General features: G+C 35.5%; 13 protein-coding genes. 4 read left to right on the forward strand and 9 right to left on the reverse strand.

Going from position 1 to position 13,647, the window contains the following annotated elements; genetic code table 11:
- Positions 1-131 precede the first annotated feature (131 nt).
- Together P2086_RS17885 and P2086_RS17890 are read left to right on the forward strand one after the other, a co-directional pair.
- Entirely contained in the window at positions 132-2,210 is a 2,079-nt protein-coding gene (locus P2086_RS17885; protein WP_317898133.1) for a tail fiber domain-containing protein, read from the forward strand.
- 122 nt (positions 2,211-2,332) lie between these two features.
- Entirely contained in the window at positions 2,333-3,289 is a 957-nt protein-coding gene (locus P2086_RS17890; protein WP_317898134.1) for an alpha/beta fold hydrolase, read from the forward strand.
- A 10-nt stretch (positions 3,290-3,299) separates the two neighbouring features.
- On the opposite strand, the gene nhaD is transcribed toward P2086_RS17890, so the two are convergent.
- From nhaD to P2086_RS17935, 9 genes are all read right to left on the reverse strand, one after another.
- Positions 3,300-4,583 carry a sodium:proton antiporter NhaD gene (gene nhaD, locus P2086_RS17895; RefSeq protein ID WP_317898135.1) on the reverse strand — a complete coding sequence of 428 codons (1,284 nt, stop codon included), beginning with the start codon at positions 4,581-4,583 and terminating at the stop codon, positions 3,300-3,302.
- Positions 4,584-4,627: 44 nt separating this feature from the next.
- A complete protein-coding gene (locus tag P2086_RS17900) occupies positions 4,628-4,894 on the reverse strand; it encodes a hypothetical protein (protein WP_317898136.1) in 267 nt (88 codons plus the stop codon).
- Between the two features lie 81 nt (positions 4,895-4,975).
- Positions 4,976-5,707, reverse strand: coding sequence for a class I SAM-dependent methyltransferase (locus tag P2086_RS17905; RefSeq protein ID WP_317898137.1), 732 nt, complete (start codon positions 5,705-5,707; stop codon positions 4,976-4,978).
- A 203-nt stretch (positions 5,708-5,910) separates the two neighbouring features.
- Positions 5,911-6,084 carry a hypothetical protein gene (locus tag P2086_RS17910; protein WP_317898138.1) on the reverse strand — a complete coding sequence of 58 codons (174 nt, stop codon included), beginning with the start codon at positions 6,082-6,084 and terminating at the stop codon, positions 5,911-5,913.
- 226 nt (positions 6,085-6,310) lie between these two features.
- Positions 6,311-6,598, reverse strand: coding sequence for a chaperone modulator CbpM (locus P2086_RS17915; protein WP_317898139.1), 288 nt, complete (start codon positions 6,596-6,598; stop codon positions 6,311-6,313).
- The gene (locus P2086_RS17920; RefSeq protein ID WP_317898140.1) at positions 6,588-7,490 is read right to left on the reverse strand and encodes a DnaJ C-terminal domain-containing protein; all 903 of its coding nucleotides are present in this window, start codon (positions 7,488-7,490) and stop codon (positions 6,588-6,590) included. The genes P2086_RS17915 and P2086_RS17920 overlap by 11 nt, the downstream gene beginning before the upstream one ends.
- A gap of 101 nt (positions 7,491-7,591) precedes the next feature.
- A complete protein-coding gene (locus tag P2086_RS17925; protein WP_317898141.1) occupies positions 7,592-8,104 on the reverse strand; it encodes an ankyrin repeat domain-containing protein in 513 nt (170 codons plus the stop codon).
- Positions 8,105-8,196: 92 nt separating this feature from the next.
- The gene (gene uvrA / locus P2086_RS17930; RefSeq protein ID WP_317898142.1) at positions 8,197-11,055 is read right to left on the reverse strand and encodes an excinuclease ABC subunit UvrA; all 2,859 of its coding nucleotides are present in this window, start codon (positions 11,053-11,055) and stop codon (positions 8,197-8,199) included.
- A gap of 105 nt (positions 11,056-11,160) precedes the next feature.
- A complete protein-coding gene (locus P2086_RS17935) occupies positions 11,161-11,652 on the reverse strand; it encodes a TlpA family protein disulfide reductase (protein ID WP_317898143.1) in 492 nt (163 codons plus the stop codon).
- 83 nt (positions 11,653-11,735) lie between these two features.
- Between P2086_RS17935 and mtgA the strand changes: the two genes are divergently transcribed.
- Positions 11,736-12,485 carry a monofunctional biosynthetic peptidoglycan transglycosylase gene (gene mtgA / locus P2086_RS17940; RefSeq protein WP_317898144.1) on the forward strand — a complete coding sequence of 250 codons (750 nt, stop codon included), beginning with the start codon at positions 11,736-11,738 and terminating at the stop codon, positions 12,483-12,485.
- On the forward strand, positions 12,482-13,645 hold the full coding sequence (locus P2086_RS17945) for a serine hydrolase domain-containing protein (RefSeq protein WP_317898145.1): 1,164 nt from the start codon (positions 12,482-12,484) through the stop codon (positions 13,643-13,645). Before mtgA ends, P2086_RS17945 begins: the two co-directional genes overlap by 4 nt.
- Positions 13,646-13,647 lie beyond the last annotated feature (2 nt).

Below are 13,647 nucleotides of genomic sequence, written 5' to 3' on the forward strand. Positions count from 1 at the left end.
TAAGGATCATAATTCTACATTAAAATAACTACCATTTATAAAGCAGTTTTTTATTTCCATCCCACCATTCTTTTTTTCCTCCTGTGTTGGAAGTTTCTTTGAAGAAATATTAACCAACTTAAACTTTAATTATGAAAAAGAAACTATTGTTAATTGGACTGATCGCTATGACCAGTCTAATGCTCGCTCAGGTCCCAACAACGGGTCTGATAGCAAAATGGGAGTTTACCGGAAATTTAAATGATGGAGTGGGATCCAACCATGGTACGTGGTTGCCGGGTGGGGCTCCAACATACACTGTGGACAGATGCGGTACATCAGGAACAGCTCTTCATTTTGATGGAGCTACAAATTGTGTCAAAATGATAGCAGGGGGGATTTCGGGTGCCGGAGCAAGATCTTTATCCTTCTGGATGAAAACTACAAATACGGCAGCGGGAGGAGGCTTCGGATTTGTGAAAGTTATGTTTAATGATGGCATATATTCTTCAAGCTCTACAGCTACGCGCTGGGAAATTGATCATAATTATTCTTGCCAGGGGGTTGGCGTTGATATCTCACAGCAATATATTACTAAGCCCAGCCCCTGCGTGAACGATGGTGTATGGCACCATATTGTTGTTACACAAGCTGCCAGCTCTGCCTTAAACACAGCAAAAATATATCTCGATGGCGCCCAGATGGTGAGCACTAACTGCTCCCCAACCTCCAATACTGCAATCAATGCAACCTTGATTCAGTTAATTACTATTGGTGCAATATATAACGGTGCTTTACCTGGAGCTACGTTAACAAGATTTTTTTCAGGCGACCTGGATGATTTTTACTATTATTCTTCTGTATTATCGCCGAGTGAAGTATTGCAACTTTACAATGATAAATGTACGCCTGTGCCAGATCCTCTTTGTTCAGGAACCGGCACTGTAGATCCCCCAACATCGGAATGCTGTCTTGGAAATTTGTGCAGTAACACACAAAACCCTCTTGCAGGCAGTTATCAAATCCCAATGAACAACAATGATTTTTACTTCTCAGACGATGCAGACTTTACTGATAAAGTTAACGTGGGACACAATTGCAGTGTTCCAGGAATAGGAAAACTTAATTCTGAAACAAGTAGATTTACAAACCCTGGAGCCGCAGGTGGTAATGGAGATCCTGAAAGTATTTCCATTTACGGAAATAATTTATTTAGTCAACCAGGTACTGGTGTAGGAGTAATGGGGAATGCGCTCAACCGTCAAGGCGGCACTTCAATTGGGGTTTGGGGAGATGGAATAGGAACTGGTGATAATATTGGTGGAAAGTTTTTTGCTGGCAGCTTCAAACCATCAACTAATACATATAACATTGGTGTTAGTACAGTGGCCAAACCTTCTACAGGAAACACACCTCCTTATACCTACCTTTCTGTTTATCCCAATGGGGCAAATATTGGTATCTACGCAACAGGCGAACTTAACAACACAGATCCCGACCATTCTGCAGCGGGACCCGACTGGGCTGCGTGGTTTGATGGTGACGTAAATGTAGTAGGTTCCTGCTGGTTAAATAGCACTACCTGGCAGTTTTCTGACAAAAGATTGAAAAAGGATATAAAACCACTTGAGAACATCAGCGAAAAAATTAAGAAATTAAACGGTTACACTTATAGCTTCAGAACAGAAGAATTCAAACAAAGAGGATTTGACAACCAACAGCATATTGGATTTATAGCTCAGGAATTAAAAGAAGTTTTCCCAGAGCTGATCAAAGAAGATGCGAAAGGGTTTTACGCGGTGGATTATCAGGGAATGATCCCAGTTTTGTTACAGGCTGTAAAAGAACAACAAATACAAGCAGAGAAACAACAAAGGCAAATGGATGAATTAAAGGAATTATTGCAAACTCTAATTGGTAGCCCAAGCAAAAAGACCACAACTTCTTTACCTGTGAGCTTAAGCGATAAAAATGTAATAGTTCTCAATCAGAATGTTCCAAATCCTTTTGCTGAAAGCACTGTCATTACTTATAACCTGCCTGCAGATTTTACAAAAGCACAGATCATTTTTACCACTAACGACGGAATGGTGATTAAAACGATAAACATCACAGAAAAAGGTTCGGGTAGTTTAAGTGTATTTGCAAATGACTTAAGTCATGGAATGTACACATATACTCTTGTAATTGATGGTAAAACCATAGACTCTAAAAAGATGATAAAGGAATAAAGGCTTTTTTTTAATTACTTATTAAAATAAAAAGGGGTTGGCCAGTTAGGTCAACCTTTTTTTTGTGCATGGATATTCGCACTTTTTTAAATACATTTACTTTCAACAACACATTTTATATTATGAGAAGATTTCTAATAACATGTACTATTCTATTTAGTTTAAAAAGTTCATTTGCCCAAACTTTTCCTAGCAGCCAAGATGATGGCAAATATTACATTATTAATGGTTACAAATTATGGACAGTTAGTTTCGGTAAAGGCGACCCACTCTTTTTCATTGCAGGTGGCCCAGGAGGCTCACACTATGGCTTACGCAGCTTCGATTCTCTAAGTAAAACGAATACTTTGGTTTATTACGACGGACTTGGTCGTGGTAAATCAGATACGGCAAAAAATGTTTCTGAATACACTATAGCGCGCGATATCGAAGATTTAGAAGGCTTAAGAAAAGCAATGGGATTTGACAAAATAAATATTTTAGGGCATTCTTATGGCGGACTTGTTGCACAAGGATATGCTATTAAATATCCTGAACAAACAAAACACCTCATCATAGCAAACTCTTTTCATAGTTTTATTATGTGGCAAGCAAACGATGATAATTGCAACCATGAAATAAAAACAAATTATCCTGAAGTGTGGGATGCATTAATAAAAGCGAGAGAACAAGGTGCTATTTCTTCTGATCCAATTCATCAAGAAATTTATGGGAAAGTTCCTTATGGTTTTTTATATTCTTATAATCCTGACAATTTTAAAAGCCGCGGAAGAAAACCCTATCCAAACTCTTTTAACTCAAGGTTGTATTATCAAATGGTTGGTAAAGACGGTGATTTTATTGTAGGAAGCGATATCGGAAATTTTGATTTTAGGAAAGATTTAAAAAATTTAAAAATGCCAATTCTAGTTATTGGTGGTCGTTACGACCGCGTTGCCGTGCCTTCTATGATGATTAAATACAAAGAATATTGTCCACAAGCTAAATATGTTATGTTTGAAAACAGCGGACATAATCCTCAAGTAGAAGAGCCAGCTAAAGAGTTTGAACTTATTCGTGAATTTTTAAATGGAAAATAAATCTTAAGAATTACAAACCGAAAAGTTGATGCTGTAGAATATAAACTGCTGCGCCGGCAAAATAACCTATTAGCGCTAAAACACTTATTTTTTTTAAGTACCAAAAGAAGCCTATCTTTTCAATACCCATTGCAGCTACACCTGCTGCTGAACCAATAATCAACCAGCTTCCACCCGTTCCAGTAGCATAGGCTAAAAACTCCCAAAAGTAATGGTCCGTTGGATAATCGGTTAAACTATACATTCCTTGCACTGCGGCAACAAGAGGCACGTTATCCACAATCCCCGAAAGTAAGCCAAGTGAAAGAACTATAATGTCGTCATTAGCAATTGTGTTTGTCATCCAAGTAGCTAGTGAGGTTAAGATACCAGCCGATTGCAAAGCTGCAATACTCACAAGAATACCGAAAAAGAAAAGAATACTTGGTGTATCAATTTTACGTAACGCATAAACAACTGATAAAATATGCTTATCGACCTCATCTTTTTTTCCATGAATAATTTCGGTGATTATCCAAAGTACTCCTAGTCCAATTAAAATACCCATATAAGGTGGCAAATGTGTAAACGTTTTAAAAACGGGTACCAGAACTAACATCAAAACACCAGAAAAGAAAACAATCATTTGATGTTTCACTGAAAGCGCCTTGTGATTTTTCACCACATCTAAATTTGGACGCTCAACAGTTCCTTTAAGCTTAAAGGAAAGAAAAATCAATGGGGCAACCAAACAAACCAAACTTGGTGCTATTAATTTCATTACAATGTTACCTGCTGTTATTTGTCCGCTTATCCAAAGCATAGTTGTTGTAACATCACCAATTGGGGACCATACTCCTCCCGCATTTGCAGCTATAACAACAATACCACAAAAAAGTAAACGATCTTCTTCTTTCTTAATCAATTTTCTTAAGAGAGAAACAATTACAATGGTTGTGGTTAGATTATCTAATAATGCAGAAAGAAAAAAAGTAATAAGTGCTACTATCCACAAAAGTTTTACCTTATTTAATTGGGTAATTCTTGTCGTTATTAAATCAAAACCATCATGGGCGTCAATCAATTCTACAATAGCCATTGCACCAAGTAGAAAAAACAAAATGCCTGATAGTTCACCTAAATTGTGCTGCAATTGTTCGTTTACAAGGTGTTTATCGTCTGTATACAAAATATACACAGTCCAACAAAGCACTCCTGTAACAAGGGCAACAGCAGCTTTGTTCACTTTTAAGCTGTGCTCAAAAGCAATCGTTAAATAACCTATTACAAATATTGTAATTAGAAGCGCGATCATTTTTTTTAAGTGATTTTAATAAGACAGCAATTTAGCAATACTATTTATATAATTCGATTGAGATAGAACATCAAGCTTTCGTAATATTTGTTATAATCTCTTAAATAGTCTGGTGTATTGTATTCCCTAGAAGGCGTATCGCAAAGCAGCTGAAAATTTTTGGTCGCCATGTCAAGATAATCTTCTTCCATTCCTTCCAAAAAAAGCTTTTTATTGTTTTGTAACAAGTTTAATACTCTTAGAGAAGATCGGTGATTCGCCTCATTCCTTAATCCTTTAATTTCATCAATCAATTGTTCCAATCTAGCCATGAACCAAAGATACACAGCGAAATTAAATAGTAGACAATTTAATTTTCTAATAAATAAAAAGATAAATGAAATGGGCCGAAACTAAAGAATAACTACAGCCGCTTGATTACCATTCCAAACTACAGGACTAGAGGTATGCGCTATCCAAGTATATTTTATTTCGGCAGACTGAACAAACTCCTGAAATGCTTTGAATTCATAATTTTCGAAATACTGATAATTATAAATTTCATCGAATAAAATAATGGTTCCTTTTACAAGTTTACCTCCTGCATGCAAGGTTTTTAATACAAACAAAGTAGATGCGTACAAATCACAATCAATGTGCACAAAGGCACAGGGTTGGTTATTCCTTGCTAAAAAATCAGGTAACGTTTCCTGAAAATAGCCTCGCACCAACCTTACATTTTTACTCTTTAATGGGGGAATCGTGCCGCTTAAATTAGAATGCCCTTTTAAATATGTAAGGGTATCACTCATTTTCCAGTCCTCTGGAAGTCCTTCAAAACTATCAAATCCAATAACGGTTCTGCCGTCGTTGTTCTCAGAAATAAAATCAACTGTAGTTCCCTTTCCCACTCCAAACTCCAACCACATACCATTTAAAGTTACTTGCGACATACAAAAACGCAGGTAATCCCAATAAGAATGGGTAATATCCATAAGTTCTGGTTGACTAATGTGTCTATAACGAGAGACAAGACAGCGTTCGCATTTACAACCATCTAAAGAATCATTAAACCCTTCAGTAAATTTCTTACTGGATTTAATTTCTTTTAGAATTTCTAATGTATTTTGCAAAGTATCTTCCATACCAAAGGCTAAGATATTGTATATACCAACCTTTTAAGGGACTTGACTAATTTATAATTAACAAAGGGATTTTAATAAGAAGCTTTAAAGTAATTTAATCTTCTAGAATTTATAGAAAAACTAATGGGCTTAGATAAAAAGCAGTATTACAAGGCAATCGGTAGAATAAACAATATAATTCTTAGCATAAATTATTAAAATAATTATGCTTCTGCCTGATTGTCGTTTTCGAAAATTTCCTTTAATAAATCTTTATAAGCCCAATACGCGTCATGAACTTGGTATTCAAAAAACTGCATCAGCTCAGATTTTTCTGTTGAATTACTACTGAACGAAGATGGCTCGTTTTCATTTGGGGTGTTTATCGAAGCTTCCATAGTTTATCGTTTTAAAATTTAATAAATCAATTTCCGTGCCAAAAACACTTTTATAAATTTGGTCTTGGCCGCCTAATAATATTACGACAATTGCAGGACAAGAGTTGGGTAAAAAAAAGAAATTTAACACTTGTTTAACCTTAAACCGATTTAGGAAATCTTGCGTTAACAAGAAAGAAACATTTGATTAAATAAGTGTAATAAATTTAGATAGTGAAAAGCAAGCTCAGTCTTCAGAAATTCGGTTGCGAAGACTCTTAATTTCTTGCTGCATCTGCTCCATTCTTTTTAGCAAATGTTTTATGGCATCTATCCCTTCCAAATTAATATTTAACTCGTAATATAGATTCAATAAGCGTTCCATTTCAACGAGGTGATCCTTATTTATACATTCAATTTCATTCATGGTAATAATTTCTATTAAACCATATTCGTTTAATGAATGGATAAAGGAAGTTTCAATCTGATAATGGCTACACACCGTTTCCAGAGTTATGAGTTGCTCATTTTCCATTTTGTTTAATCTTTAAAAGTTCTTGAAACAGTTCTTTTTCTTTATCTGATAGATTAGTCGGGACTTGAATTTGATAGGTTATAAATAAATCACCGAAATTTCCATCATTTTTGTATACCGGAAATCCTTTACCCTTTAGTTTTACTTTAGTACCGCTCTGTGTTCCAGCAGCCACTTTCAGTTTTACTTTTCCATCGAATGTATTAACAGTTGTTTCGCCTCCTAATACAGCGGTATATAAATCTAAATCGTAAACACTAAAAAGATCGCTACCACCGCGTTTAAAAGCGGTATCGTTTTTTATTGAAAAGGTAATTAATAAATCTCCCGAAGGCCCGCCATTTGCACCCGCACCTCCATGTCCTTTAATTCGAATTGTCTGTCCGTTTTCAACTCCAGCTGGAATGGTTAAACGAATGTTCTTTCCATTAACGGTTAATGTTTGTTGATGACTTTTATAAACATCTGTGATATCTAAACTTAGTTGCGCACTAAGATCTTGTCCTTTATATTTCACATTCCTTCCACCACCATTACCTCCAAACATTGAGGAAAAAAAATCTGAAAAATCTTCTCCACCAAAATCACTAGTACTTTGATAACCGCGTTGCCCGCTACCTGAAGTTCTTTGGCCCTGTTGCTGACGTGCTTGTTCATACGCTTCACTGTGCTCCCAGTCTTTTCCATATTGATCGTACTTTTTACGTTTTTCAGGATCACTCAAAACTTCGTTTGCCTCATTAATTCTCTGAAACTTTTGTTTTGCGTTGGCGTCGTTCGGATTTAAATCAGGATGATATTTCCGCGCTAATTTGCGATAAGCCTTTTTAATTTCTGCGTCACTGGCAGTTTTATCTATTTCTAATGTTTTATAATAATCAATAAATTCCATCTGCTGATATCCTCTGGTTTTTACCTTAAAGATAAGCTAGTAATACAAAGTTGATACCTAAGAAATGTTAACTTATAAAGTGATTACAAGAAATCCCTACACTATTCTTTAAGTCCCAAAGATTTCAAGTAATCAATAACTTCTAAGCTTTTTTCGCCTCCTGCCTTCGCATGTCGCATTAAAGAAATTTTATGTGGCCCGACAGCATCCTTCATAAAAGAGAAGTTTAGAATAAAACTCTTTACTAGTTCAGTTTTTCCAAGCATAGCAGCCACACAAATAGTCATTCTTGCGCCCCTTTCCAATAAAAAATTCGCTAATTCAGGATTACCTACATGACCTGCGGCACCCAGAGCATCTTCCCAATCCCAGCCGCCTAAATTATTAACAGAATTGAGTAAATCCGGATTTACCTCCAGCATTGTTTTTACTTTGGCCATGTCCTTATGTGCCGCCCCTACAAATTCTTTTACTAATGAAATTTCTATAGGCGGACCCTTATCTTGATTTTGTTTTGAAAGAGTTTGAGAGGTTGAGATTCCAGGCAATAAAATTAACCCTGTTGCACCCAAACTTGAACGTATGATAAAGTCCCTTCGTGTTTGATTTTTCATGGTAATACTAATTTACCATATGATCAATTAATTTCACTAACCCTTATAGGGTGATTTATCAGTGAATGCCAAAGTGTTCTTTATCCAGCAAACTATTTCCCTTTATTTAAAGTCGCTAATAAATATTTACTCGTATATCCTTCTTTTGATCGCGCCAAATCTTCAGGTGTTCCTTCAAATACAACGTTCCCGCCATGTTCACCACCTTCAGGTCCCATATCAACTATCCAATCAGCGCACTTAATCACATCCATATTGTGTTCTATCACCACAATCGAATGTCCTTTCTTCAATAATGCGTCAAACGATTTTAAAAGTTTAGCTACATCATGAAAATGTAATCCCGTAGTTGGTTCATCAAATACAAAAAGTGTGGGTGACGTATTATTTATTTGAATTAAGAAACTGGCAAGCTTAATACGTTGTGCTTCACCTCCGCTCAAAGTACTGCTACTCTGTCCTAATTGCACATAACCTAAACCAACTGCCTGCAAAGCGTTGAGTTTTTCAGTAATTTTATGAGCTATACGGTTGTCTTCATCTTTACTGAAAAAAGTTATTGCATCATCTACCGTTAAATCTAATATATCCGATATCGATTTTCCTTTGTACAAAATTTCTAAAGTTTCAGATTTATAACGTTTTCCTTTGCAACCTTCGCATTGTAATTGGATATCGGCCATAAACTGCATTTCTACAGTAATTTGCCCTTCACCTTGGCAAACCTCACAGCGTCCACCTTCCACATTAAAACTAAAAAATCCCGGCTTGTAATTTCTTGTTTTTGCTAACCCTTGTTCAGCAAATAAATTCCGCACTTCATCGAATGCTTTAATATAAGTAACCGGATTACTGCGTGAAGATTTTCCAATCGGATTTTGATCTACAAACTCCAATTGTTTAATTTGTTTTAAACTGCCACCAATTAAATGATCAGAATTAACGCTTTCAAAATATCCATCGAGATAGCGCTGCATATAAGGGATTAGTCCTTTTTTTATTAATGTTGATTTCCCAGAACCACTCACTCCTGTAACACAGGTTAAAACGCCCAAAGGAAATTTCACTTTCACGTTTTTTAAATTATTATCATTTAAATTACGTACCTCTACAAACTCCTTCCACTTTCTGCGAGTGGTAGGAATTTCAATACGCATTAAATCATTTAAATACTTTGATGTGTAACCGTTTTTGTTTTTTAATAAATCCTTATGCGTTCCTTGAAAAACCAAATGTCCACCGTCAGTTCCCGCTTCCGGACCAATATCAATGAGTTCATCTGCCTGACGCATAATTTCTTCATCGTGTTCAACAATAATAACTGTATTTCCTTGTTGTTGAAGTGAACGCAAAACTTTTATTAATCGTTCTGTGTCTCTTGGATGAAGCCCAATGCTGGGTTCATCAAGAATATAAAGACTGCCAACCAAAGTACTTCCTAGTTGTGTTGCAAGATTAATACGCTGACTTTCACCACCACTTAAAGTATTCGCCACGCGATTTAACGTAAGATATCCTAAACCAACATCTAACAAATATTGCAAACGATTAGTAATCTCAGTTAGTAATCGCTTAGCAATTTTCACATCGTGCTCATTTAATTTAATTGTTTTAAAAAAATCAATAAGATTGGTAACGGGCGATAATACTAAATCATTTATACATTTTCCATCAATCTTAACATAATTAGCATCTTTTCGTAAACGTGTTCCTTCACAATCGGGACAAGCTGTCTTCCCACGGTAACGGGCCAACATAACCCTATATTGAATTTTGTAAGTTTCTTTCTCCAACATTTTAAAGAAAGCATTGAGTCCGTCAAAATGCTGATTACCTGTCCATAATAAGTCGTAATCTTTTTTAGACAGTTCTATAACAGGCTTATGAATAGGAAAATTAAACTTGTGCGCGCTTTTTATTAATTGATTTTTGTAGGCGCTCATAACCTCTCCATTCCAACAAACAATTGCATTCTCGTATACCGACAAACTTTTATTTGGGATAACCAAATCAGGATCCACACCAATAATACTTCCAAAACCTTCACACATCTTGCAGGCGCCGATTGGATTGTTGAATGTAAAAAAGTTTACGGTTGGTTCTTCAAAAGTTATACCATCTAACTCAAATAAATTGCTGAAATTATTTTTCTCATATTTACCATCCACTTTTTCAACCCACACCAAACTTTCTCCATCACCTTCTTGAAAAGCAGTTTGAACACTATCACCCGCCCTATTCACAAAATCTTCATCCTCAGGCTGCGTTACCAAACGATCAATTAACAAAAATACTTCGGCACTCTTTTTAACAGTTTTAAAATCAATTTCATTAATGCGTTGCATGGTGTCGTTGACCATTGCACGTGAAAAGCCTTGTTGTTCGAGTAATTCTAATTGTTTTTGAAACGGTCTGTCTTTTTTCTCATATACTTTCGAAAGAACTAAAACTTTAGAGCCGGGTTCTAATTCCGTAATAAAATTAACAACATCCGTAACGCTTTGTCGCTTTACTTGCTTGCCACTTACCGGGCTGTATGTTTTTCCAACTCTTGAGAAAAGTAATTTAAAGTAATCGTAAATTTCCGTGATGGTTCCAACTGTACTGCGAGGATTTCTAGAAATAACTTTCTGCTCAATAGCGATAGCGGGAGAAATCCCTTTAATGTAATCTACTTGAGGTTTTTCATGTCTTCCCAAAAACTGCCTCGCATAAGCCGAAAGACTTTCCACATAACGTCTTTGTCCTTCAGCATATAAGGTGTCAAATGCCAACGAAGATTTTCCAGAACCCGAAAGTCCGGTAATAACAATCATTTTATTGCGCGGAATAGCAACATCAATGTTTTTTAAATTATGTTGACGTGCACCTTTTATGATTATAAATTCTTTTGGACTTAATTTCGTAATATCCACTTTAGCTTCGGCTTTTTTTTCTTTCACTTTCTCCATAAACTAATTCAAACAAAATATATTTTCCATCTTACGTCTTCCCTTTTTCTCGCGATGACTATCGGGATCCCTTTTCCATTTTACCTTTTCCATTTTCCATTCCAACTACTCCATCAATTTTATCAAATGCTTCAAAGTCGAAGGATCTTCCCAATTTAAATAACCTACCGTTTCTTTCTTCACTTCGAGTTTGGTATTAATTATGTAGGAAGTGGGTATCGAATTGATCCCAATTTCACTAAATCGCTGATTCATTTTTAGAAATTTAAATGGATAAGAATGTTTCTCTTTAAATCTTATGATTTTTTCGAGAGGCTCATCACTCACAACAATTACCTCCACTCCTTCTAAATTCAGAGTTTGAATTGATTTCAAAACATTTAATTCCTCTATACAATTCCCACACCAGGAAGCTCCAAAGCATAATGCGATTTTTTGACCACGAAAAGACTCTAAATTAATCGCATCACCATTCAAATCACTCAGATTAAGCTCATTTAGATTTATTGTTGGAGCTACACGGTATTTTTTATAAATAAAAAAGGCCAAAAACACTGCAATTATAAGCCCTAAGGGGTAGATCCATTTTTTTGACATAGTAATTAAGACTCGATAGTTAATTGATTTGTAAACTTTTATGTTTAGTCATTAAAATTACAAATAGATTTGCAGCTTATACAGTGTTTATACTAAGAAAAATATTTAGAATTCTGTTAAGGATTGTTATTGCTTTCCTCATCACAACTGTAGGCTCAACACTTCTCTACAAGTGGCTTCCCGTAAAGATTACACCACTAATGCTTATTCGTTGCCTCGAGCAAAAAAAGGATGGTGAATCGATGAAACTAAAGCACGAGTGGGTTGTTCTGGATAAAATTTCTCCAAAATTGCAGTTAGCAGTTGTCTGCAGCGAAGATCAAAATTATCTTAAACATTATGGATTTGATTTCGGAGCTATAGAAAAAGCAATGAAAGCTAATGATGAAGGTAAAAATATTCGTGGTGCAAGTACAATTTCGCAACAAACAGCAAAAAACGTATTTTTGTGGCCTGGAAGAAGTTACATTCGAAAGGCATTTGAAGTATATTTCACCTTGCTAATTGAATCAATTTGGAGTAAAGAGCGGATAATGGAGGTTTATTTGAACAGTATTGAAATGGGTAAGGGCGTTTATGGTGCTGAAGCAGCTGCACAGTTTTGGTTTAAAAAAAGTGCTTCAAAACTAAATAAAGATGAGTGTGCTGCTATAGCATCTATCTTACCTAACCCACGCAAATTTGTCGCTAATCCTGCAAGTCCTTATATTGCAAAAAGAAAAGAATGGGTAAAAAAGCAAATGAGTTTTTGGGGTAATCAACTCGATTACAACAAGTACAACGATGATGATGAAAACGATAAGAACAAACCCTTAAAAAAGAAAAAAGAATGAACAAAGTTTATATTTTAGTTATCTTATTTGTAATGTTTTTAAGTTATGGGAATTCCCCTACTGATGGCGTTTCGGATAAGTTATTCTCAAATGATAATCACTCAAACATATATCTCCTAAGTCGGGCACAGAAGGTAATGGCCAATAAACTTGATTTCTGGTTCACCGACATGAACAAGAAAGGCCTTTTTAACGGAAGTGTTCTTGTATCTAGAGCCGGAAAAGTTATTTATAAAAAATCTTTCGGTATTTCTGATAAATATACCCAGCAGGCGCTTACGGACTCTTCCATGTTTCAATTAGCCTCTGTTTCAAAAGTTATTACTGCAACTGCGGTACTTATGCTTCATGAAAGAGAAATCATCGATATTAACAAACCTTTCAAATTTTATTTTCCAGATTTTCCATACGAAAATGTTAATGTAAAAGATTTATTAAATCACCGCTCAGGCTTACCAAACTACATCTATACCCTTAACAACGAAATTTGCAAACCGAATTATCAAATGGATAATTCAGATATGTATACTTGTTTTGTTTCAAAAAATTCGCGAGAGTACTTAAAGCCCAATACGCGTTTTAATTACTGCAACACTAATTACGCACTCTTAGCACTTCTTATTGAGAAAACAAGTGGCAAAACATATCCACAATTTCTAAAAGAAGAGTTGTTTACGCCTCTTGGCATGAAAAACACTGCCACCATAGTTGATATTGATCTAAATAGTGCAAAGGTTACAAAACCATATGATAACCGCTGGAGGCCTGTAGCTTTTGACGCAAGCGATTATGTATTAGGAGATAAAAGTATTTATTCAACACCTTTTGATCTTTTTCTTTTTAGCGAAGCAATGTATAACAACAGAATAATTCGCCCTGAAACACAAGAGTTAGCTTATACTGCATTTAGTAAAGAAAAAAGAGTTGATAATTACGGTTATGGCTGGAGACTTAAGGATTATAAGGATCCTGACAAAAAAGAGGTATATCATAACGGTTGGTGGCATGGTTACCGCTCTTCCTTCCACCGTCGTTTAAATGACACGTTAACTGTTGTAATTCTTAGTAACCAGTTAAACCGTTCGGCTTATCAAACGTATAAAGTATACGAAATTCTTGATAACACAAAAGGCATAGCGCAAGTGGACGAAGAAGAATAATC

It is taken from the genome of Aurantibacillus circumpalustris (assembly GCF_029625215.1).
Lineage (GTDB): Bacteria > Bacteroidota > Bacteroidia > B-17B0 > Aurantibacillaceae > Aurantibacillus > Aurantibacillus circumpalustris.